Here is a 23,369-nt window from a genome sequence, read left to right as displayed (position 1 = left end):
AAGGCGGAAAAGAATAAGTGGCAGTATTACCTATAGTAAAGCATCCGGATAAAATTCTTGAAACTCCCTGTAAAAAGGTTGAAGTTTTTGATCGTAAATTAGCGAAGTTACTTGATGATATGTACGACACAATGATAGACGCGGATGGCGTGGGATTGGCTGCGCCGCAGATCGGCCAAAATATAAGAGTAGCGATTGTTGATGTAGATGATGAGTCAGGAACATTTGAATTAATCAATCCGACAATTCTTTCCACGAAGGGTAAGGATCGTGATGTAGAGGGCTGTTTAAGTTTTCCGAATCTGTATGGAGAGGTTGAACGACCTGCATATGTTAAAATACAGGCACAGGATCGTCAGGGACGAACGTATATTTTAGAAGCTGAGGATTACCTGGCCAGAGCGATTCAACATGAAATGGATCATTTGGAAGGAATCTTATTTACTTCAAAAGTTGTACGTTATATAAGTGAAGAAGAGTTAGAAGGGTATGAAGTAGAATGACTAGAATAATATTTATGGGAACACCTGATTTTTCTGTCGGTGTATTAGAACGTTTAATAAATGATGGATATGAAATCGTTGGTGTCGTAACCCAGCCTGACCGTCCAGTTGGCCGGAAACGCATTTTGACACCACCTCCTGTAAAGGTGACAGCCGAGAAACATGGTATTCCAGTTCTCCAACCAGAAAAAATTCGTGTGGATTCAGAAGTTGACAAGGTACTTGCTTTAAATCCAGACTTAATTGTTACCGCGGCATTTGGACAAATCCTGCCGAATCGTTTATTAGAGGCTCCAAAGTATGGATGTATAAACGTACATGCTTCCTTGCTGCCTGAATTAAGAGGTGGTGCACCTATTCACTATGCAATCATGCAGGGGAAAGCAAAGACGGGTGTAACCATTATGTACATGGTAGAAAAGCTGGATGCAGGTGACATGCTGGCAAAAGTAGAAGTTCCAATTGAGGAAACTGACCATACAGGCAGTTTACATGATAAATTGAGTAAAGCTGGTGCACAACTGGTTTCTGAGACCATTCCAAAATTATTGAATGGAGAAATCACTCCAATTAAACAAAATGAGGAAGATGCTACCTTTGCTTTCAATATTAAAAGAGAACAGGAATTAATCGATTGGACACAAGGCGGAGAAGCGATTTATAACCATATCCGCGGTTTACATCCATGGCCGGTAGCCTATACTTTGTTAAATGGAACAGTTTTAAAGGTTTGGTGGGGCGAAAAAGTGAAGACCGCCAAGCAAGGAAGTGCCGGTGAAATACTTGATATTGAAAAAGATGGATTTGTTGTGAAAACAGGTAATGATACAGCAATTAAAATTACTGATTTACAACTGGCTGGTAAAAAGAGAATGACCGCTGAACAAATGCTCCGAGGTACTGCAATCATATCAACAGGAATGAAATTGGGAGAATAAAGAATGCCACAAAAAAAGAATGTAAGAGAAGTAGCGCTTGATATTCTGGTGTCTGTCGAAAAAAGCCAGGCATACAGTAATCTATCATTAAACCATGCCATAAAAGAAAATGAACTTTCCCCGCAGGATGTAGGATTGTTGACCGAGCTGACGTATGGAACAATACAACGGAAAATGACATTGGAATACTATGTAAGGCCGTTTATTAAAAACCCTAAAAAGCTTCAATCATGGGTGTTATTGCTCATTGAAATGACTGTTTTTCAAATGCTATATCTTGATCGGGTTCCTGATCGGGCTGCGATTCATGAAGCAGTGGAAATTGCGAAAAAACGCGGTCATCGCGGAATTGCCTCATTGGTTAATGGTGTACTGAGGTCTATCCAGCGTGAAGGAGTTCCGTCTTTGGATGACATAAAAGATCCCCTGGAAAAGATCTCAGTCGCAACAAGCCATCCATTATGGCTTGTAAGAAAGTGGGCAGAGGAATTTGGAGTGGATAAAACCAAGGAAATGTGTGAGGAGAACTTGCATGCTCCTGTTCAAACCGGAAGAGTAAACCTGACGAAAATCAGCAGGGAAGAATTGATGGAAAAGCTGAAAAGCGAAGGATACATGGTTGAATCAAGTCTTTTAATAGAAGAAGGAATTCGCTGCCTCAAAGGTAATATGGCTTTGTCAGCTAGCTTTAAAGAAGGACTTTTTAGCATACAGGATGAGAGCTCTATGCTTGTAGCTTATGCATTAGCACCGAAAGAAAATGATACGATTCTTGATAGCTGTGCAGCTCCAGGCGGGAAAACCATGCATATGGCAGAAAAGATGAATGATACCGGACAAATTTACGCACTTGACCTTCATGCACATAAAACTAAATTAATTGATATGCAGGCAAAACGCCTTGGTTTATCGAATATTGTAACCAAACAAATGGACGCAAGAAAAACGCAAGAATTTTTTGAAACAGAGATGTTTGATAAAGTCCTTGTCGATGCTCCTTGTTCAGGACTGGGAGTGTTAAAGCGTAAACCGGATGCTAAGTATACAAAAAGCGAGAACGATTTGAGCGCGCTTGCGAAAATTCAATTTGATATTTTACATCAAGTGTCCCAATTGGTAAAAAAAGGCGGTACAATAGTTTACAGTACTTGTACTGTTGGCAATGATGAAAATAATGATGTGATTGATGCGTTTGTACAGGCGCATCCTGAGTTTGAAAAGGATCTTACCCTAAAGGATAGAATGCCGGAACCGGTAAGACCATATATAATGGATAATAGTTTGCAAGTACTACCTCAATATTTTGGAAGCGACGGATTTTTTATTGCTTCTATTCGAAAGAAGGCATAAGGAATGGAACAAACAACAGCTAAGGAAGTAAAGAAACAGGAGCAACTCCCATCTATATATTCCTTACAATTAGATCAACTGAAAGAATGGCTTGAAGAAAACGGAGAAAAAGCATTCCGGGCAACACAAATTTTTGAATGGTTATATGAAAAAAGGGTTTCTACTTATGAAGATATGACGAACCTTTCTAAAAATTTACGTACAAAATTGGAAGAATCATTTACATTAACCACTTTAAATACACTAATCAAGCAAACATCAAAAGACGGCACGATTAAATTCTTATTTGAATTGAAGGATGGTTATTCAATCGAGACCGTATTAATGCGCCATGATTATGGAAACTCAGTCTGTGTAACCACACAGGTTGGCTGCAGAATAGGCTGTACATTCTGTGCATCCACTCTGGGCGGGTTAAAGCGAAATCTAGAAGCAGGCGAAATTGTTGCGCAGGTTGTAAAAGTGCAGCAGGCCCTTGATGAAACTAATGAGCGTGTTAGCTCCGTAGTCATCATGGGTATCGGAGAACCATTTGATAACTATGATAATATGATGGGATTCTTACGGATCATTAACCATGATAAAGGGTTAAATATCGGAGCACGTCATATAACGGTTTCAACTAGTGGAATCATTCCTAAAATATATAAATTTGCAGATGAGAAATTGCAAATTAATTTTGCGATTTCCCTGCATGCACCAAACACTGAACTTCGCAGTAAGCTTATGCCTATTAACAGAGCATACAAGCTTCCGCAGTTAATGGAAGCTGTTAAGTACTATGTTGAAAAAACGGGCAGAAGGATTACATTTGAATATGGTCTCTTTGGTGGTGAAAATGACCAGGTAGAGCATGCGCTCGAACTTGCCGCACTTATCAAAGATATAAAATGCCATGTAAATTTAATACCGGTTAACTATGTTCCAGAACGGGATTATGTCCGGACACCAAGAGAGCAAATCGATCTGTTTGAAAAAACATTGAAGGATCAAGGCATAAATGTCACTACGAGAAGAGAGCAAGGGCATGATATTGATGCGGCTTGCGGACAACTAAGAGCAAAAGAGAGGAAAGAAGAGACGAGGTGAAGGGATGAAGGCAGTTTTTAGGACAGACCGGGGCAAGGTGAGAATCCATAATGAGGATCAGGGTGGTATATTTTACAAGGAAAATCCTCAAATGGTTTTTGCTGTCATTGCCGACGGAATGGGTGGTCACAAAGCTGGTGATGTAGCAAGTGAAATGGCTGTTTCCAAACTAAAAGAAGCATGGGAAACCGAGTTGCAGTCTGATTCGCCAAGTTCAATCGAATTGTTTTTGGAGGAGCAGATTAAACGGGTTAACCATGAAATTTTTGAGCACTCCATGTCACACGAGGAATGTGAAGGAATGGGGACAACAATAGTTGGCGTAATTTGTACAGACAAAACAGCCACCATTGTGAATGTTGGAGATTCGAGATGTTATCTGCTTAATGATAGCGGATTTAAACAAGTAACAGAAGACCATTCCCTGGTTAATGAGCTTGTCCGTTCCGGTCAAATATCTAAAGAAGACGCCGCACATCATCCTAGAAAAAATGTCATTCTTCGCGCTCTTGGAACAGAAAATAGTGTGGATGTTGATATTAAAACAATCAGTTTTGAGGAAGGGGACCGTCTGTTATTATGTTCAGACGGCCTCTCTGATAAACTATCTGAAACCGAAATAGAAACCATTATTACAGGCAATGATTCTTTAGACCATATTGCAGATACATTTATTCAAAAAGCTAATGAAAACGGAGGAGAAGATAATATAACTCTAGTAATCCTTCTGCACAGCTTTGAAAGTGAAAGAGGGTGAGTTATATGTTGACCGGCAAACGAATTAGCGATAGATATAAAATCCTCCGTATGATTGGCGGAGGCGGCATGGCTAATGTTTATCTGGCAAGAGATATGATTCTTGATCGGGATGTAGCATTAAAAATTCTTCGTATGGACTTTTCCAATGATGAGGAATTTATCAGGCGCTTTCATCGGGAAGCACAATCCGCCACAAGTCTGACTCACCCAAACATTGTAAGTATTTATGATGTTGGAGAAGAAGGCGATATCTATTATATTGTGATGGAATTTGTTGATGGTATGACCTTAAAGCAATATATTCAGGCCTATTCGCCAATTCCAGTTGAAAAAGCATTGGATATCATGAAACAAATTACATCAGCGGTCACACATGCCCATCAGAACCATATTGTACATAGAGACATTAAGCCGCATAATGTATTAATTGATCATGACGGCAATGTGAAAATTACTGACTTTGGGATTGCGATGGCTCTCAGTGCAACGTCCATAACTCAAACGAACTCTGTTCTTGGGTCGGTTCATTATTTGTCTCCTGAACAAGCAAGAGGCGGTATGGCAAATAAAAAGTCCGATATCTATTCTTTGGGGATCGTGATGTTTGAATTACTTACAGGTCGACTGCCTTTTTCAGGAGAGTCTGCTGTTTCTATAGCCCTGAAGCACCTTCAATCAGAGACGCCGTCTCCAAGAAGATGGAATCCGGCCATACCTCAAAGTGTGGAAAATATCATTCTGAAGGCAACCGCAAAGGATACATTTCACCGATATTCAAGTGTAGATGAAATGGAACAAGATATAGAGACGGCTTTAAATCCAGAAAGATTAAATGAAAGTAAATTTACCATACCAAGTGATGATGATGTGACAAAAGCGATTCCGATTATTACAAACGATGAATTGTATGAAGATCACGATGAAACGAAAATCCTCACTCCGGATGAAGATACCGTGATGATGGAACCCGCGGAACAATCAAGTGGTAAAAAAGGATTTTTAAAAAACAAAAAGCAAAAACAGAAGCAAAAGAAAGATAAAACAAAGCAAAAGCAACAGCCGAAGAAAAAGAAAAAATGGCCTAAAATAATTGGGATTATTTTAGCCAGTCTAATTTTGCTTGCTGTTCTGGCTGTCTTATTTTTGCCGGGAATGCTCGCAGCAAAGGATGTTAAAGTACCTGATGTAAGGGATGAACAATTGGAAAACGCCCTGTCGACTCTAATTGAACAAGGTTTTGAAATCGGTGAGACGGTTGAAAAGCCTGATGAGGAAATTGCCGCAGGAAATGTCATAAACACTGATCCTGAAGCAGGTGATACCGTTAAGGAAGGTTCAGTTATTAATGTATTTTTCAGCAGTGGCAAAGAACAGGTAGAAGTTCTCGATTATGAGGACCGCAATTATGAAGATATTAAATCACTCATTGAGGGTTTCGGATTCAAAGATATTGAGATAGAGCGAGTAAATGACGATTCAGAAGTAGGGACTGTACTTGAACAGGATCCTAGACAAGGGGACGAGGTCATCCCTTCGGAAACAATTTTGAAATTAACGTTGAGCAGCGGACCAGCTAAAATTACCCTGAAAGATTTAACGGATTACAACCAGAGAGCACTGGATGATTATGAGGCTGATACCGGGTTAAAGATAACAATCGCAAAAGAGGAGTACAGTTCGAAAATTAAAGAGGGACAAGTAATTTCCCAGGAACCGGCTGCCGGGACTGCTGTTGAGATTGGGTCGGAAGTCAAAGTAACAGTTTCAAAAGGAGAAGAAGAAATTCCTCCTAAGGTTATGAGTAAAGAGGTTACCATAACGTATGATGAAGAATTAGCCGGTGTGCCACAAACAGTGACCATTCTAATTGAGGACTTAAATAACAATATGACAGAACCTGTTGAAACGTTTGAAATGACTTCAACTGTCAAAAAAACGTTGCAATTTACTATCCCGCATGATGGAAAAGCAGGGTATAAGATTATAAAGGATAACAGTGTTTATGATGAGGGCGTTATTAGTTATTCGGACAGTTAATTTTAAAGGAGGGAATATATGCCTGAAGGAAAAATTATTAAGGCACTGAGCGGCTTTTATTATGTAGCGGATGAAGATCAAATCATTCAATGCAGAGGCCGAGGTGTTTTCAGAAAACAAAAGGTTACTCCGCTTGTTGGAGATAGAGTTATTTATCAAGCGGAAAATCCAACAGATGGATATATAATGGAAATTAAAGAACGCAAAAATGAATTGGTACGTCCTCCTATTTCGAATGTGGATCAAGCGATTCTCGTATTTTCCGCTGCAGAACCAGATTTCAGTACAAGTTTATTGGATCGATTTCTCGTTTTGGTTGAATCCAAGAATATTGCTCCAATTATTTGTATCAGTAAAATGGATTTGCTGGAAGCTAAGGATGAAAAAAGGATTCATGATTATGCCGATCAATACAGGGCAATTGGCTATGATGTTATATTAACGTCTTCCCTGGAAGAAGCGGGAGTTTCAGAGTTAATGCCTTTCTTGCGGGGGAAAATCTCAGTATTTGCAGGACAATCCGGAGTAGGAAAGTCATCCTTGTTAAATGTGCTTGATCCTACTCTTAATTTAAAAACTAATATCATTTCCTCCCATTTGGGCAGGGGTAAGCATACAACGAGACATGTGGAGCTTATTGACCTTGGTGATGGCTTATTAGCTGACACACCGGGTTTCAGTTCGCTAGAATTTACAGAAATAGAAGCGGAGGAGCTGCCGGGCTGTTTCCCTGAAATTAGGGAGAAAGGCTCAGAATGCAAATTTAGAGGCTGCCTGCATGTAAAAGAACCAAAATGTGCTGTAAAGCATAGTGTTGAAGCTGGGGAAATCCAGAAATATAGATACGAGCATTATTTGCAGTTTCTGGAGGAAATAAAAGAGAGAAAGCCGAGGTATTAACGATGGTTAAAATTGCTCCATCCATATTATCAGCTGATTTTTCGAAATTGGGAGAGGAAATACGGGATGTAGAAAGAGGGGGAGCAGATTGGATTCATATCGATGTAATGGATGGTCATTTTGTTCCTAATATCACGATTGGTCCGCTTATTGTTGACTCTATACGTCCTATCACCAAATTAACGCTTGATGTTCATCTCATGATTGAAAATCCCGACCAATATATTGAAGCCTTTGCAAAGGCCGGTGCTGACTATATAACAGTTCATGCGGAAGCATGTACACACTTGCATCGTACGATTCAATTAATCAAATCCTATGGGGTAAAGGCAGGAGTAGTATTAAATCCAGCGACGTCACCTGCCGTATTGGAATATATTTTGGATGATCTTGATATGGTCCTCCTCATGTCAGTCAATCCTGGTTTTGGTGGACAAGCCTTTATTCCAAGTGTTCTTGATAAAATAGAGCAAGTAGATAAAATGATCAAAGAAAAAGGCTTATCTATAGAAATAGAGATTGATGGCGGTGTTAATGAGGAAACTGCCAAGTTATGCATTGAAAAAGGTGCAACAGTTCTAGTGGCCGGATCGGCTATATATAATAAGGAAGATAGAAAGAAAGCAATTGCAGCCATCCGTGGTGAATGATTTTCTTATTGGTTAGTAATGCCGTTTATTTATGGCCTACAAATGATTCTAAGCCTATTAGCCAGGTCAGTGTAAGTATAAAAGTAGTGAGCAGATTTTGGATCTCAAGGGTATTCAGATCTGGTATCTGAATTAGTAAAGAATCATATAATAAAAAGTAAAGGGTTGTCCATTCACTAAAAGAGGATAACCCTTTTTTTGTGAAAATTAGTAAAGGAGCTGACGTTATGGAAATAAATATCGTCGCCGGCGGACCTGACATATATATTCCAGATTTAAGGAAGTTAAATAGCAAAGAGATGATTTGGGTTGGTGTTGATCGGGGCTCGCTACAAATTTTAGAGGCCGGTATTCATCTGTATAGTGTGTTTGGTGATTTTGATTCAATCTCTAAGGATGAGCTCAAACGTGTACGGAAGAATAGTGAACATTTTTATGAGTATCCTCCTGAAAAAGATGCTACAGACCTGGAATTAGCTCTTGAATGGGCTTATAAGCAAGCACCGGATAGAATCACGATTTATGGGGCTACGGGCGGCAGAATGGACCATACATTGGCGAATATTATGATGCTGGCAGAGGATAAGCATATGAAAGCAGGGATTCCTACAAGAATAGTGGATCGTAACAATGAAATCACACTTTTTAAACCCGGTTCCTATGTGTTGGATGAGACTAAGTTTAAATACATATCGTTTATACCAATAACCGAAGAAATAGAGGGGATAACCCTTGTAAACTTTAAATATCCATTATCAAATGTCACTCTTTATCGTGGCCGGACAATATCTGTTAGCAATGAATTAAATTTTAAAACTGGTACTTTTTCGTTTTTGAAAGGCATATTATTGGTGATAAGAAGCACAGATTAATTTATGTGTTGGAATTTTTACTATATAAATGAAAAATGAATAATGAGAACCGGGCAGAGCTAAGGAGGGACACAATGAAATTTTATACAATTAAATTGCCCCGCTTTTTAGGAGGAATCGTCAAGGCGATGTTGGGAGCTTTTAAGAAAGGATAATTAAATATGCACCCTGTAAAAGGGTGTTTTTCTTATGTTTAATTTAAATCTTTATAAAAATTTCATGCCTTACGCTTAGTCCTGGAAAATATAAAATTTTTCCTCAAGTGGTTTTATTTTTATAAAAATATTCAAGAACACAAGACTAAACAGGGTTTATAATGGGAAAAATAAACAAGCATCCTTTAAAAGGATGCTTGTTTTCGTTTATTATACGCGTTCAACTTTACCAGATTTTAACGCTCTTGTAGAAACGTATACTCTTTTCGGTTTTCCGTTAACAAGAATACGAACTTTTTGAACGTTAGCTTTCCATGTACGTTTGTTAGCGTTCATGGCATGAGAACGATGGTTTCCGGAAGTTGTTTTTCTGCCGGTAATAACACATTTGCGTGACATAGCCCAATTCCCTCCTTACTGCCTATATTAATCATTTCTTTTTTAGTCGGTCTCTTCAAAAGATACTTTAATAATTTAACATACCTATCGCTATAATGCAATACAATTGAAAGGGTCTTTCAAGAAAAAAACCTTGACATACTATTTTATCTTTGATTAATTGGAAAAGGATAAAGGCTTTCCATTCAAAAGTGATTATAGTAAAATGGATTCTAGCTATGGTTACTATAAAGGGGGAACAAACATGTCCATTGAAATGAGTACAAAATACGGACAAATAGATATTTCTAATGATGTATTAGCAATCATTGCTGGTGGAGCAGCCGTAGATTGTTACGGGATCGTCGGTATGGCTTCAAAACATCAGATTAAAGACGGAATAAGTGAAATACTGCGTAAAGAGAACTTTTCCAAAGGAGTCGTAGTCAGACAGGTTGAAGATGAATTACATATCGATATGTATATCATTGTAAGCTACGGAACAAAAATATCCGAAATAGCTCATAATGTTCAATCTAAGGTTAAATATACATTAAGCCAAACTGTTGGACTTTCGGTAGAATCCGTTAATATCTATGTTCAAGGGGTTCGTGTTACGAATCCGTAATTTAAGGAGGAAATTTGAGTGGCTATAACATCTATTGACGGCAAAAGATTCGCCGAAATGGTCATACAGGGTGCGAACAGGCTGTCTGCCAACGCTAAATTAGTTGATTCATTAAACGTATTTCCTGTGCCTGATGGGGATACAGGAACAAATATGAATCTTTCCATGACATCAGGTGCTAAAGAAGTGAAAAATAATGTACAGGACCATATTGGTAAGGTTGGTTCTTCTTTAGCTAAAGGATTGTTGATGGGAGCGCGTGGAAACTCAGGCGTTATTTTATCCCAATTATTCAGGGGATTTGCAAAAAACATTGAACCAAAAGCAACCATTGATGGTAAGGAATTTGCCTTGGCATTTGAAGCTGGTGTAGAAACTGCCTACAAAGCGGTTATGAAACCTGTTGAAGGAACAATCCTGACGGTTGCAAGAGAAGCTTCCAAAGCAGGCCTTGCGGCTTCTGAAACGGAAACAAATATCATTGCAATAATGGAAGCTATTTTGAAAGAGGCTAAAGCTTCATTAAAACGTACTCCTGATTTATTGCCAGTGCTTAAAGAAGTAGGCGTAGTAGATAGTGGCGGTCAGGGATTAGTTTTCGTTTATGAAGGATTTCTGGCTGAATTGAAAGGTGAAAAGCTTGCTGAAACACCTGAATCCATGCCTAAAATGGATGAGCTTGTAAAGGCAGAGCATCATATCAATGTTCAGGGACATATGAAAACAGAAGATATCGAATTTGGATATTGCACAGAGTTCATGGTCCGTTTTGAACCTGAAAAGATTGCTGAGAATCCTTTCAATGAAGAGCAGTTCAGAAATGACTTAAGCCAATACGGTGATTCCCTGCTTGTCATTGCAGATGAGGATATCGTAAAAGTCCATGTGCATGCAGAAAATCCAGGGAACTGTTTAAATTACGCTCAACAATACGGCAGCTTGATTAAAATCAAAATTGAGAATATGCGTGAACAGCATTCAACGATTTTAAACGAAACTGCGAATGACTTACGAGAAGCTGCACCTGTAAAAATGGAGAAGAAAGATTTTGGTGTAGTGGCGATTGCTATGGGTGAAGGGATTGCTGATTTGTTCAGAAGCATCGGTGCAGATGTGGTGATTGAAGGCGGACAAACTATGAACCCTTCAACTGAAGATATCGTAAAAGCAATTGAATCTGTTAATGCAGATCATGTATACATCCTTCCAAATAATAAAAATATTATTATGGCAGCTGAACAGGCTTCCGATGTAATGGAAAAGGCTGTTACCGTAATTCCTAGTAAGACGATTCCTCAAGGGTTAACTGCCTTGCTATCCTTTAATCCTGCTGCATCAGCGAGCGAGAATGAAGGTATAATGAAGGACGCTCTAGAGAGTGTCGTAACAGGACAAGTTACGTTTGCAGTACGTGACACAAACATTGAAGGGCTTGAAATCGAGAAAAACGACTATATGGGCCTAATTGATGGTAAGATTAAAGTGAAAAATAAGGATAGAGTGGAAGCGGCTAAACAAGTGCTTGAAAACATTCTGGATGATGCTGAAATCTTAACGATTCTTTATGGTGAAGAGAGCTCACAGGATGAAGTTGACCGTCTAGTTCAATACTGCGCGGATAGCTACCCAGAAGTAGAAGTTGAAGTGCATAACGGAAAACAGCCATTGTACTCCTATATTTTTGCAGCTGAATAAAAAGCATATATAGATCATCACATTAATAGAAGGGGGATACCCCTTCTATTTCAGTATGTAAAGATTTTTTAATTTTTACTGGGAGAGGGTAAGAAATGAAATATAAAAGTGGATTTGATATAATCGGCCCAATCATGGTTGGCCCTTCCAGTTCTCATACGGCTGGGGCTGCACGAATAGGACGGGTGGCGAGAAGCCTGTTTAATAGACAGCCTAAATGGGCCATTATTTCATTTTATGGTTCATTTGCTAAAACGTACAAGGGACATGGAACAGATGTCGCCATTGTGGCTGGGTTATTAGATTACGATACTTCGGATACACGCCTTATTCAATCTCTTGACATAGCAAAAGAGCAGAACATAGAAATTACCTTTGTAGAAGAAGATGCTGTAACAGATCATCCAAATACAGCCAGAATTAGGATGGGTGATGATGCCGGAGAAATGGAATTAGTCGGCATTTCTATTGGCGGTGGAAAAATAGAAATACTTGAACTGAATGGGTTTGAATTACGCTTATCAGGCCATCACCCGGCCATTTTAGTTGTACACGACGATCGTTTCGGAGCTATAGCAAGTGTTTCTAATATCCTGGCCAAGCATGAGATTAATATTGGTCATATGGAAGTATCGCGAAAAGATGTAGGGAAAATGGCTCTAATGACAATAGAGGTCGATCAAAATATCGGTGATGATATAGTAGAGGAAATTTCATTGCTGAATCATGTAACACAAGTTACAAAAGTTTCAGATTAAAAGCAGACTACCCTTTATTAGGAGGTTACTGTATGTTTCGCAATGTTGCCGAATTAGTTGAACTTGCTGAAAGTAAAGGTGAGAAGATATTTGACATGATTCAGCAGGAAATGAAGTGCATCGTACTATCAAAGGAAACGCTTATCAAGCAGATGGATCAAATTCCGGCTGTTTTGGAACAAACTATCGAAAGAGGATGGGATGGCATTCGTTCTCATTCAGGGTTTAGCATCCTATGTGAAGAAAGAATTGAAGCAATAATGGATAACATCGGGCAAACGATACCGGTTGCATTGCGTAAAACAGCTCAAGGTGGATTAGCTGCTACACTAACGGGCAAAGAATTGAATGAAAAAATACTTAGAACATCAAAGGATAAAAAATGAGTAGACTAAATGATTTATCAGTAGATACAGTAAAGGGGATAGGACCTGAATCCGCTCTGCAGCTTAATAACCTTGGCATCTATACAGTTGCGGATTTGCTTGAATATTTTCCGTATCGCTATGAAGATTTTCGAATTAAAGATATCGTGGAAGCAGCCCATGATGAACGTCTAACGATTGAGGGTGTTATTCAATCAGCCCCTAATTTAACCTATTTCGGACGAAAAAAATCCCGCTTAAATGTTAAGCTTTTAACGGGACGCCACATTATTACGGTTACATTCTTCAATCAACCCTATATGAAAAACAAATTAAAACTGAATGAAACGATAACGGTAACAGGTAAATGGGATAAAAACCGCTTAACCCTGACGGCATCTGAATATAAACTCGGTTCAGAGGCGAGGGAGCAGGAATTTGAACCAGTTTATCATACAAAAGGTGATATCTCTGTCAAATCACTGCGTAAATGGATTAAAAATGCGTATCTTGCCCATAGAGAGGATCTTGTAGAAATTCTACCTGAACACTATCTTACCCAATATAAATTACCGGAAAGAGGCCTTGCCTTACGTTACTTGCATTTTCCTCAAAACGCTGCTGAAGTAAAGCATGCACACAGGAGATTTGTCTACGAGGAATTTTTATTGTTTCAAATTAAAATGCAAGCCCTTAGGAAAGTTAAAAGGGAAAATTCAAACGGACAATCTCATATGTACGATAATACGAAATTGAAGAAGTTTATTGCTTCTCTACCATTTGAGCTGACAGATGCACAAAAAAAGGTCGTAAATGAAATTGCGCAGGATTTACGGTCTCCTTATCGAATGAATCGACTGCTCCAGGGGGATGTTGGTTCTGGAAAAACGGTAGTGGCAGCAATCCTTCTTTACGCTGTAGTAACTGCTGGTTATCAGGGCGCTTTAATGGTACCGACTGAAATTTTGGCGGAGCAGCATGCCAATTCCCTGTTTGAACTCCTGCAGCCCTTTGGTGTAAATGTAGCTCTTCTTACATCGAGTGTGAAGGGAAAACGCCGGCGAGAAATGATGGAGATGCTTGAACAAGGTGAAATCGATATATTAATAGGAACACATGCTTTAATACAAAAGGATGTTAATTTCAAAAACCTCGGCCTTGTCATTACAGATGAACAACATCGTTTTGGTGTGGAGCAACGTCGTGTATTGAGGGAAAAAGGGGAGAGCCCCGATGTATTATTCATGACCGCTACGCCTATTCCAAGAACTCTTGCGATAACGGTATTTGGTGAAATGGATGTATCAATCATTGATCAAATGCCATCCGGAAGGAAAAAAATAGAAACGTATTGGGCCAAGCATAATATGTTAGACAGAATTCTAGCATTTATGAGCAAGGAATTGGACAATGGACGGCAGGCATATGTGATTTGTCCTCTGATTGAGGAATCAGAAAAGCTGGATTTGCAAAATGTATTGGATGTTCATACCGCTATGACGCAGTATTTTAGTCCGAAATATTCTGTTGGGCTTATGCATGGTAAGCTTCATTCAGATGAAAAGGATGAAATCATGCGCGGTTTCGGAAATAATGACATTCAAGTGCTCGTATCAACGACCGTTGTGGAAGTTGGTGTGAATGTACCCAATGCTACTGTGATGGTGATTTATGATGCTGAAAGATTTGGTTTGTCGCAGCTTCATCAATTAAGAGGACGTGTAGGTCGGGGCGCAGATCAATCCTATTGTATCTTAATTGCAGATCCAAAAACAGAGGTTGGAATTGAACGATTGAATGCAATGTGCGATACAACTGATGGTTTCGCATTGAGTGAGAAGGATCTGGAATTACGAGGACCTGGGGACTTTTTTGGCAGAAAGCAGAGTGGCGTACCTGAATTTAAGATAGCAGACATGGTACATGACTACCGTGCGCTTGAAACGGCCAGGAAGGATGCCGAAGAGTTAATTTCAGGAAAAGAATTCTGGACTGACGAAAAGTATAAATACCTAAGAGATTATCTGGCTGGCTCTGGAGTTCTTGAGGGAGAGAAATTAGATTGATTGACAGGTTGCGTGATAACCGAAAAATTCTTGCAATCTGGTTTTCTAAATTATATACTACTATTAGTACCTAGTCATAACACTTCGGAAGGTGAAGTTTTTGAAAAGAAACAAGAAGGATAGACAAGCTATATTAAAGGATATGATACAGGATAATCCTTTTATTACCGATGAGGAACTGGCTGAACAATTAAAGGTTAGTATCCAAACGATTCGCCTGGATCGCCTCGAGCTATCCATCCCGGAATTGAGAGAACGAATAAAGTCTGTCGCTGAGAAAAGAATGACAGACGAGATTAAATCTTTACCTGTTGATGAAATAATCGGGGATATTATTGATCTTGATTTAGATAACAGTGCTATTTCCTTGTTGGATATAAAACCTGAACATGTATTTAAAAGAAATAAAATAGCCAGAGGGCATCATTTATTCGCACAAGCCAATTCACTGGCAGTTGCGGTAACGAATGAGGAACTGGCATTAACAGCAAAAGCTGCCATCCACTTCACAAAATCTGTGTATGAAGGCGATCGTGTAATTGCCAAAGCAAAGGTTATTGAAGTGGATAACGATAAAGGAAGATCCCTGATTACTGTGCATAGCTATGTAGGTAAGGAGCTTGTATTTAAAGGGGAGTTTTCCATGTACCGAACGACTACAGAGAAAAAGGATGAACAAGAATGAAAATTGCATTAGATGCTATGGGTGGAGACCACGGACCAAAAGAGTCTGTGAAAGGCGCAGAAAAAGCGATTAAATCTTTCCCGGAACTAGAAATTATGCTTATTGGCGATGAAGCTGAAATTAGAAAGCATTTAACTTCAGATGAACGGATAACCATTATCCATACGAATGAGGTTATAACGGGTGATGATGAACCAGTAAGAGCCGTGCGAAGAAAGAAAAATGCTTCCATGGTGCTTGCTGCTCAGTATGTTAAAGATGGACAGGCCGATGCGTGCATCTCAGCAGGAAATACGGGAGCTCTAATGGCCGCAGGTCTCTTTGTGGTTGGAAGAATTGATGGAATTGATCGACCTGCACTTAGCCCGACATTACCGACAATTGATGGAAAGGGATTTGTTCTGTTGGATGTGGGGGCCAATGCTGATGCGAAGCCAGAGCATCTATACCAATATGGCTTGATGGGGTCTGTTTATGCTGAGAAAGTCCGCAATATTGAAAAACCGCGAGTTGGTTTATTGAATATTGGTACCGAGGATAAAAAAGGGAATGAGCTTACCAAGCAGGCATTTGCTTTATTGAAGGATGCGGACTTTAATTTTATCGGTAATGTAGAAGCTCGGGATTTGTTAAATGGAGTAGCTGATGTTGTCGTAACCGACGGGTTTACCGGAAACATGGTTTTAAAAACAACTGAAGGTACGGCTTCTGCTTTATTTAAAATGTTAAAAGAAGCAATGATGGTCGATTTAAAGAGCAAACTGGCCGCAGCTGTTTTAAAGCCAGGTTTTAAAGAGCTGAAAAATAAGCTGGATTACTCTGAATACGGCGGTGCAGGTCTATTTGGATTAAAAGCACCTGTCATTAAAGCGCATGGTTCCTCAGATGCCAATGCATTCTATAATGCCATTCGTCAGGCGAAAATTATGGTCGAACATCATGTTGCAGAAACAATTCATGAGGCAATAAAATAAACGAAGAAAAAAGGGAACGAAATGTAAGGGGACGAATAGTTAGGGGGATATGATGACTAAATTTGCTTTTATTTTTCCGGGTCAGGGCTCACAAACTGTAGGTATGGGAAAAGATGCTTACGACAATTATCAAAATGTGAAAAAACTCTTTTTAAAAGCAGATGAATGCTTGGCTGAAGAGTTCAGTAAGCTTATTTTCGAAGGACCGCAAGATAAATTGACACGTACATACAATGCTCAGCCGAGTCTGTTAATTACAAGTTTAGCGCTTCTTAGCGTATTTCGTGAAATGTCCGATTTAAAACCTGATTATATGGCAGGCCACAGCCTAGGTGAATATACGGCTTATGCTGCAGCTGGGTCCATTCAATACGAGGATGCGGTAAAACTCGTGCGAAATCGAGGTTTATATATGGAGCAGGCTGTTCCATCTGGGATAGGCACGATGAGTGCTGTTCTTGGTATGGATGAGTCAAGTCTAGAAGAAGTAACGAAAACGATAACGAATCAAGGTGATCCTGTACAATTAGCAAACTTAAATTCCCCAGGCCAAATTATTATCTCTGGAACAATGGATGGGGTAAGATTGGCAGGAGAGCTTGCAAAGGAAAAAGGAGCAAAGAGAGTGCTTCCCCTGGAAGTCAGCGGTCCTTTTCACTCTTCGTTGATGAAACCCGCAGCGAGTAAGCTTGCGGATACACTCAATACAATAGAAATTAGGACTCCTGATTATCCAATCATATCGAACTATACGGGAACCATGGCTGGAACTGGCGAAGAAATAAAAGACAGTCTGGTCAAACAGCTGTATTCTCCAGTGAAATGGCAGCAATCGGTTGAGTATATGATTCATGAAGGTGTGACAACCTTTATCGAATTTGGTCCTGGGACTGTTCTTTCAGGCCTGGTTAAGAAAATCAACCGCGGTGTTAAAGTATACTCAGTCAAAGATATTGAATCATGTAAAAATGTGGTCAGTTCACTTGATGCGGAGGTTAAAGCAAATGGGTAAATTGGATGGGAAAATTGCGCTTGTGACGGGCGCATCTAGAGGGATCGGTCGTGCCATTGCTATTGCTCTGGCAAAAGAAGGGGCTTCAGTTGCTGTTAATTATGCCGGGAACAGCGAAAAAGCTGAAAATGTTGTTAAAGAAATAACGGAGATAGGCAGAGAAGCAATATCCATCCAAGGTGATGTGACAAATGCGGAGTCTGTTACTGATATGGTGAAAATTGTCACAGAAAAATTAGGCAAGATTGATATTTTAATAAATAATGCTGGTATCACACGTGACAATTTGTTGGTCCGTATGAAAGAAGATGATTGGGATTCTGTCATCAATACAAACTTAAAAGGTGTTTTCCTTTGTACAAAAGCTGTATCCAGGCAAATGATGAAGCAAAGGCAGGGACGGATTATTAATATTTCGTCTGTGGTGGGTGTGAGCGGAAATGCCGGTCAGGCCAATTATGTAGCTGCTAAATCTGGAGTCATAGGGTTAACCAAAACATCGGCTAAAGAATTGGCAACACGCGGAATAACCGTAAATGCGATTGCCCCTGGATTTATTGAGACTGATATGACAAATGCATTAAATGAGGATTTGGGAGAGCAAATGCTTAAGCAAATACCGCTGGGACGATTTGGGAAGCCGGAAGATGTGGCTAAAACAGCTGTTTTCCTGGCTGCGGAAGATTCCGGATATATTACAGGCCAAACGATTCATGTCGATGGCGGAATGGTTATGTAATAACTCATGATTGAATATGTCGATTAACCCTTGTACAATATACTAGATGCAACGCTTGAAGGGAGGTGAAGTTGTGTCAGACGTATTAGAAAAAGTATCTAAAATTATCGTAGATCGCCTTGGTGTAGATGAATCCGAAGTAACACTTGAAGCTTCTTTTAAAGATGATCTTGGTGCTGATTCCCTTGATGTTGTGGAATTGGTTATGGAACTTGAAGATGAATTCGGTATGGAAATTTCAGATGATGATGCTGAAAAAATTTCAACAGTTGGCGATGCTGTGAACTACATAAAAAGCCAAAACTAATTAGTTCCTATGAAAAGCTCCGTATAAATACGGGGCTTTTCATGCTATTATAATAAAAGCCTGTATATATCAAAGAATACCGTTATCAATTTGCACCTTTTCCATTTCTTTGGATTTATATATACTAAAATGTGAGAAACTTTTTAGTCAGATTAGCAGGGGGTCAATATGCAGAAAAGTAAAAGAAAGATAAACAATGATGCAGATTTTATTGCATTTCAGGATCGGCTTGGTGTTTCGTTTGAAAACATCAATTTATTAAAACAAGCATTTACACATTCATCCTATGTGAATGAGCATCGTCGCAAGCCATATGAAGATAATGAGCGATTGGAATTTTTGGGGGATGCGGTATTGGAATTGACTGTATCACAATTTTTATACAAAAAATTCAATACGATGAGTGAAGGAGAATTGACAAAGCTCAGAGCAGCGATCGTGTGTGAGCCTTCTCTTGTTAAGTTCGCCACTGAATATTCCTTTGGTCCTTTAATATTACTTGGAAAAGGGGAAGAAATGACTGGAGGAAGGGAACGTCCAGCTCTTTTGGCAGATGTCTTTGAGGCTTTTATCGGGGCATTATACTTAGACCAGGGGTTAGATGTCGTAATTGAATTCCTTAAAAAATCAGTCTACCCAAAAATCGATAACGGTGCTTTTTCTCATGTGATGGATTTTAAGAGCCAGTTACAGGAATTGGTTCAGAAAGACGGAATTGGTACATTGGAGTACAAAATTCTTAATGAAAAAGGTCCTGCACACAACAGAGAATTTATTGCCAGAGTATCCTTGAATGGGAAGGAATTTGGCGCAGGTAAGGGCAAATCGAAAAAAGAAGCAGAACAACATGCTGCGCAGCAAGCACTGATGCACTTGCAGAAAAGCAGTAAATAAATGATTAAAAGGCAGTTGGGTACCATGTCAGAAGATAAACAATTGTTTTTGAAACGATTGGATATAGTAGGTTTCAAATCTTTTGCTGAACGTATTTCCGTTGAATTTGTTTCGGGCGTAACTGCTGTAGTAGGTCCGAATGGAAGCGGAAAAAGCAATATCACAGATTCAATCCGTTGGGTGTTGGGTGAACAATCTGCAAAATCGTTGAGGGGCTCCAAAATGGAGGATATAATATTTGCTGGAAGTGACTCCAGAAAAGCTCTTAACTTTGCAGAGGTTACCCTTACATTAAATAATGAAAGTCAGTTCCTTCCGATTGATTTCCATGAAGTTAGTGTCACAAGAAGGGTGACCCGTTCTGGTGACAGTGACTTTTTCATTAATAAAAAACCATGTCGACTGAAAGACATCGTTGATTTATTCATGGATTCAGGACTCGGGAAGGAAGCTTTTTCGATCATTAGCCAAGGGAAAGTAGAAGAGATTTTAAGCAGTAAAGCGGAGGAACGCCGCACCATATTTGAAGAAGCGGCTGGTGTATTAAAATATAAAACCAGGAAGAAGAAAGCGGAGGTTAAGCTTGAGGAAACCAGGGCTAACCTGAACCGTGTTCATGATATTCTACATGAACTGGAGGGACAGGTGGAACCCCTCAAGATACAGGCATCCATTGCCCGCGATTATCTTCAGCAAAAAGAGGAACTTGAGGAATTTGAAGCTGCCTTGCTTGTATATGAAATTGAAGTCCTTCACAAAAAATGGACTGCACTATCAAAGCAGCTTGAAGAGCATCAAGTAAAGGATTCTGAATTCAGTTTATTAATTCAGAAAAAGGAATCCACAGTAGAGGCGACCCGCTTACAATTGACAGAGCTGGATAATCGTATTCAGTCCTTACAGTCTACTTTGTTATCTGTCAGTGAAGAACTTGAAAAGGTAGAAGGCCGTAAACAAGTTTTAATTGAACGAATGAAGAATGCAAGCCAAAACAAGCAGCATTTAGAAAAAAGCCTGCAAAACTGGAGAGATAAATTAATTCAGGTCTCACGTATCCGAGATGAAAAAGTGGGTACATTGCATCTTCTTCAGGCAGAAACGAAAAACTTTAAACAAAAATTACAGGAAAAGCAAAATTTGCTTAGTAACTTTGCTGGAGACCTGGAGGCTAAAATAGATGCTCTGAAAAGTGAATATATTGAACAGTTAAACCAGCAGGCTGCGGCAAAACATGAGCTGACCTATTTAGAACAGCAATTAAGCCAACAGCAAAGTAAGCATGCAAAATTAGACCTTGATAATGGCAAATTATTATCCTCTAGGGAACAGGTGACGGCTCGTTTGAAAGAAACGGAAATCCGCCTCCATGCTGTCCAGCAGGATCTTGAAAACCAGATTTACCGTTATCGTGAACTACAGCATTCGCATGAAAATTTAAAAACCCAATATGAAAAACAGGAAAAAACTCTTTATCAGGCATATCAGTATTTGCAAAAAGCAAAATCTAGAAAAGAGATGCTTGAAGAGATGGAAGAGGATTACTCCGGGTTTTTCCAGGGTGTAAAAGAAATCCTTAAAGAAAAGAATAAAAAATTACATGGAATTGAAGGCGCTATTGCAGAATTACTTAATGTGCCGAAGGATTATGCGGTTGCCATTGAGACGGCCCTGGGTGGAGCTCTGCAAAATATCGTCGTGGAAGAAGAACATCATGCCCGTACAGCGATTGCTTTCTTAAAACGAAATCGACTTGGAAGAGCTACGTTCTTGCCTTTATCCACAATAAAAGGTAAGTCTGTTCCTTCACAGGTTTTACAGACTGCTGGGTCTCATCAGGCTTTTATTGGGCTTGCTGCTGATCTTGTTCAGTATGATGAGAAGTATAAAGAAGTTATGACGAGTCTTTTGGGCAATGTTTTTATTGTTCAGGATTTGGTCGGAGCTAATGAAATCGCAAAGCTTACAGGATATCGATATAGAATTGTTACCCTTGAAGGGGACATTGTCAGTCCAGGTGGAGCCATGACAGGTGGAGCGAACAGACAATCAGGTTCATCTATTCTTTCGCGTAAGGGAGAAAAAGAGGAGCTTGTTGAGAAAATCGCGCAAATGGACGAGCAGACAGCCAAGCTGGAGGCTCATGTAAAGAAAATCAAAGCAGATTTAGCTGATTCTGAGAAACAAGTCACCCGTCTTCGTGAAGCTGGTGAAACGCTTCGTTTAAATGAAGAATCCATTAAAGGACAAATAAGAGAGCTGCAGCTTGAGGAACGAAATGTCAATGAACGATTAACGATTTATGATATGGAAAAATCGTCACTTGATGAAGAACGCCATATGAAAGAAAGTCGTATAAAGGAATTGCTAAACAGTCTCGCCTCCTATGAACAATCCATTAAACAAATGGATGCTGATATTAGCAGGTATACCGAGCAAAAGCAGATGGATCAATCGAGCAAGGATTCTCTCGTAGAGGAATTGAATGAATTAAAGATTCAATTAGCATCAAAAACCGAACAGCTTCAGCATCAGCAGAATGAAGTAGAGCGTTTGACATCAGAATTAAATGAGGTTAAACAAAACATTCGTGAAAATGAAGAAGATCTTTCCCTGTTAAATGGTGAAATGTCATCAAGCTCCACAGGTGAAACCAATCTGGAACAAACTGCAGCAGAGAAGCTGGAACAAAAGGAACAAGCGGTTCGTGAAATTGAAGCTTCACGAGCAAAGCGACAGGAATTATTAGAGCTTGTTGAAGAAAATGAATTGGAACTAAAAGAGTGGAAACGCCAGCATAGAGGGTTATCAGAAACATTAAAAGACGAAGAAATCAAACTCAATCGTTTAGATGTGGAAATGGATACTCGTTTGGATACGCTTCGGGAGGAATATACACTCACCTTTGAAGCAGCTAAAGAACAATACCCACTTACGGTTGAACCTGAAGAAGCGAAACGTAAAGTGAAATTAATCAAGCTTTCTATCGAAGAGCTTGGCACAGTGAATATTGGTGCGATTGAAGAATATGATCGCGTTTCAGAGCGTTATGAATTTTTAACAGCTCAAAGAGATGATTTGCAGGAAGCAAAAGATACATTATTTGATGTGATTGAGGAAATGGATGAAGAAATGAAGCGCCGTTTCGAGATTACCTTCAATGCGATTAAAAAAGAATTTAATCTGGTGTTCCCTTCACTGTTTGGTGGAGGTCGAGCAGAGCTCAAGTTAACAGATCCAGAGGACATACTAAATACCGGTGTGGATATCATTGCACAGCCTCCTGGTAAAAAGCTGCAAAATCTCAGTTTATTATCAGGTGGAGAACGTGCACTAACAGCCATCGCTCTCTTGTTCGCTATTCTGCGCGTAAGACCGGTTCCGTTTTGTATATTGGATGAAGTGGAAGCGGCGCTTGATGAAGCGAACGTGTACCGTTTCAGCCAATACTTAAAGCAATTTAGTAAAGAGACGCAATTTATCGTAATCACGCACCGCAAGGGAACAATGGAAGAAGCGGACGTCCTGTATGGTGTTACTATGCAGGAATCAGGAGTTTCGAAGCTGGTTTCTGTCCGGTTAGAGGAATCAAAAGAATTAATTGAATCAACTTAAAGG

Annotated in this window: 23 protein-coding genes; 22 read left to right on the top strand and 1 reads right to left on the bottom strand. The window is 39.5% G+C overall.

Annotation, left to right across the window (positions count from 1 at the left end):
• The first annotated feature begins 17 nt into the window (after positions 1 to 17).
• The 10 genes from def to spoVM all read left to right on the top strand — a co-directional run bounded on the left by def (position 18) and on the right by spoVM (position 9,253).
• Complete coding sequence (gene def / locus AC4D4A_RS10925) at positions 18 to 503, top strand: peptide deformylase (protein ID WP_490995932.1); 486 nt, start codon at positions 18 to 20, stop codon at positions 501 to 503.
• A complete protein-coding gene (fmt, locus tag AC4D4A_RS10920; RefSeq protein ID WP_490995931.1) occupies positions 500 to 1,441 on the top strand; it encodes a methionyl-tRNA formyltransferase in 942 nt (313 codons plus the stop codon). The genes def and fmt overlap by 4 nt, the downstream gene beginning before the upstream one ends.
• A gap of 3 nt (positions 1,442 to 1,444) precedes the next feature.
• Positions 1,445 to 2,791: a 16S rRNA (cytosine(967)-C(5))-methyltransferase RsmB gene (gene rsmB, locus AC4D4A_RS10915; protein ID WP_490995930.1), complete on the top strand. Its 1,347-nt coding sequence runs from the start codon at positions 1,445 to 1,447 to the stop codon at positions 2,789 to 2,791.
• A 3-nt stretch (positions 2,792 to 2,794) separates the two neighbouring features.
• Entirely contained in the window at positions 2,795 to 3,880 is a 1,086-nt protein-coding gene (gene rlmN, locus AC4D4A_RS10910) for a dual-specificity RNA methyltransferase RlmN (protein ID WP_490551826.1), read from the top strand.
• A 4-nt stretch (positions 3,881 to 3,884) separates the two neighbouring features.
• The gene (locus AC4D4A_RS10905) at positions 3,885 to 4,637 is read left to right on the top strand and encodes a Stp1/IreP family PP2C-type Ser/Thr phosphatase (protein ID WP_490995929.1); all 753 of its coding nucleotides are present in this window, start codon (positions 3,885 to 3,887) and stop codon (positions 4,635 to 4,637) included.
• 5 nt (positions 4,638 to 4,642) lie between these two features.
• A complete protein-coding gene (gene pknB / locus AC4D4A_RS10900; RefSeq protein ID WP_490995928.1) occupies positions 4,643 to 6,676 on the top strand; it encodes a Stk1 family PASTA domain-containing Ser/Thr kinase in 2,034 nt (677 codons plus the stop codon).
• Positions 6,677 to 6,694: 18 nt separating this feature from the next.
• Entirely contained in the window at positions 6,695 to 7,576 is an 882-nt protein-coding gene (gene rsgA, locus AC4D4A_RS10895; protein WP_490995927.1) for a ribosome small subunit-dependent GTPase A, read from the top strand.
• Between the two features lie 2 nt (positions 7,577 to 7,578).
• Positions 7,579 to 8,226, top strand: coding sequence for a ribulose-phosphate 3-epimerase (gene rpe, locus AC4D4A_RS10890; protein WP_490995926.1), 648 nt, complete (start codon positions 7,579 to 7,581; stop codon positions 8,224 to 8,226).
• A gap of 227 nt (positions 8,227 to 8,453) precedes the next feature.
• Positions 8,454 to 9,098, top strand: a complete 645-nt coding sequence (locus tag AC4D4A_RS10885; protein ID WP_490995925.1) for a thiamine diphosphokinase — start codon at positions 8,454 to 8,456, stop codon at positions 9,096 to 9,098.
• Between the two features lie 74 nt (positions 9,099 to 9,172).
• Positions 9,173 to 9,253 (top strand): stage V sporulation protein SpoVM, encoded by an 81-nt coding sequence (gene spoVM / locus AC4D4A_RS10880; RefSeq protein ID WP_049671465.1) that lies wholly within the window; start codon positions 9,173 to 9,175, stop codon positions 9,251 to 9,253.
• A gap of 210 nt (positions 9,254 to 9,463) precedes the next feature.
• On the opposite strand, the gene rpmB is transcribed toward spoVM, so the two are convergent.
• Entirely contained in the window at positions 9,464 to 9,652 is a 189-nt protein-coding gene (gene rpmB, locus AC4D4A_RS10875) for a 50S ribosomal protein L28 (protein WP_066100570.1), read from the bottom strand.
• 244 nt (positions 9,653 to 9,896) lie between these two features.
• On the opposite strand from rpmB, the gene AC4D4A_RS10870 reads away from it, so the two are divergent.
• The 12 genes from AC4D4A_RS10870 to smc all read left to right on the top strand — a co-directional run bounded on the left by AC4D4A_RS10870 (position 9,897) and on the right by smc (position 23,366).
• The gene (locus tag AC4D4A_RS10870; RefSeq protein WP_490995924.1) at positions 9,897 to 10,259 is read left to right on the top strand and encodes an Asp23/Gls24 family envelope stress response protein; all 363 of its coding nucleotides are present in this window, start codon (positions 9,897 to 9,899) and stop codon (positions 10,257 to 10,259) included.
• 18 nt (positions 10,260 to 10,277) lie between these two features.
• Positions 10,278 to 11,954 carry a DAK2 domain-containing protein gene (locus AC4D4A_RS10865; protein ID WP_490995923.1) on the top strand — a complete coding sequence of 559 codons (1,677 nt, stop codon included), beginning with the start codon at positions 10,278 to 10,280 and terminating at the stop codon, positions 11,952 to 11,954.
• A 95-nt stretch (positions 11,955 to 12,049) separates the two neighbouring features.
• Positions 12,050 to 12,712: an L-serine ammonia-lyase, iron-sulfur-dependent subunit beta gene (sdaAB, locus tag AC4D4A_RS10860; protein ID WP_490995922.1), complete on the top strand. Its 663-nt coding sequence runs from the start codon at positions 12,050 to 12,052 to the stop codon at positions 12,710 to 12,712.
• A gap of 32 nt (positions 12,713 to 12,744) precedes the next feature.
• Positions 12,745 to 13,098: a hypothetical protein gene (locus tag AC4D4A_RS10855; protein WP_490995921.1), complete on the top strand. Its 354-nt coding sequence runs from the start codon at positions 12,745 to 12,747 to the stop codon at positions 13,096 to 13,098.
• Entirely contained in the window at positions 13,095 to 15,143 is a 2,049-nt protein-coding gene (gene recG / locus AC4D4A_RS10850; RefSeq protein ID WP_490995920.1) for an ATP-dependent DNA helicase RecG, read from the top strand. The genes AC4D4A_RS10855 and recG overlap by 4 nt, the downstream gene beginning before the upstream one ends.
• 100 nt (positions 15,144 to 15,243) lie before the next feature.
• A complete protein-coding gene (gene fapR / locus AC4D4A_RS10845; protein ID WP_066100552.1) occupies positions 15,244 to 15,828 on the top strand; it encodes a transcription factor FapR in 585 nt (194 codons plus the stop codon).
• Positions 15,825 to 16,802 carry a phosphate acyltransferase PlsX gene (gene plsX / locus AC4D4A_RS10840; RefSeq protein ID WP_490995919.1) on the top strand — a complete coding sequence of 326 codons (978 nt, stop codon included), beginning with the start codon at positions 15,825 to 15,827 and terminating at the stop codon, positions 16,800 to 16,802. The genes fapR and plsX overlap by 4 nt, the downstream gene beginning before the upstream one ends.
• Positions 16,803 to 16,854: 52 nt before the next feature.
• Positions 16,855 to 17,814: an ACP S-malonyltransferase gene (gene fabD, locus AC4D4A_RS10835; protein WP_490995918.1), complete on the top strand. Its 960-nt coding sequence runs from the start codon at positions 16,855 to 16,857 to the stop codon at positions 17,812 to 17,814.
• A complete protein-coding gene (fabG, locus tag AC4D4A_RS10830; protein ID WP_490995917.1) occupies positions 17,807 to 18,553 on the top strand; it encodes a 3-oxoacyl-[acyl-carrier-protein] reductase in 747 nt (248 codons plus the stop codon). Before fabD ends, fabG begins: the two co-directional genes overlap by 8 nt.
• Before the next feature lie 73 nt (positions 18,554 to 18,626).
• Positions 18,627 to 18,860, top strand: a complete 234-nt coding sequence (locus AC4D4A_RS10825; protein WP_066100531.1) for an acyl carrier protein — start codon at positions 18,627 to 18,629, stop codon at positions 18,858 to 18,860.
• A gap of 168 nt (positions 18,861 to 19,028) precedes the next feature.
• Complete coding sequence (gene rnc / locus AC4D4A_RS10820; RefSeq protein WP_066100529.1) at positions 19,029 to 19,754, top strand: ribonuclease III; 726 nt, start codon at positions 19,029 to 19,031, stop codon at positions 19,752 to 19,754.
• Between the two features lie 42 nt (positions 19,755 to 19,796).
• On the top strand, positions 19,797 to 23,366 hold the full coding sequence (gene smc / locus AC4D4A_RS10815) for a chromosome segregation protein SMC (RefSeq protein WP_490996026.1): 3,570 nt from the start codon (positions 19,797 to 19,799) through the stop codon (positions 23,364 to 23,366).
• Positions 23,367 to 23,369: the final 3 nt, after the last annotated feature.

Source organism: Pradoshia sp. Z5_111, assembly GCF_058267535.1.
This window is presented reverse-complemented; position numbering and strand designations above follow the sequence as displayed.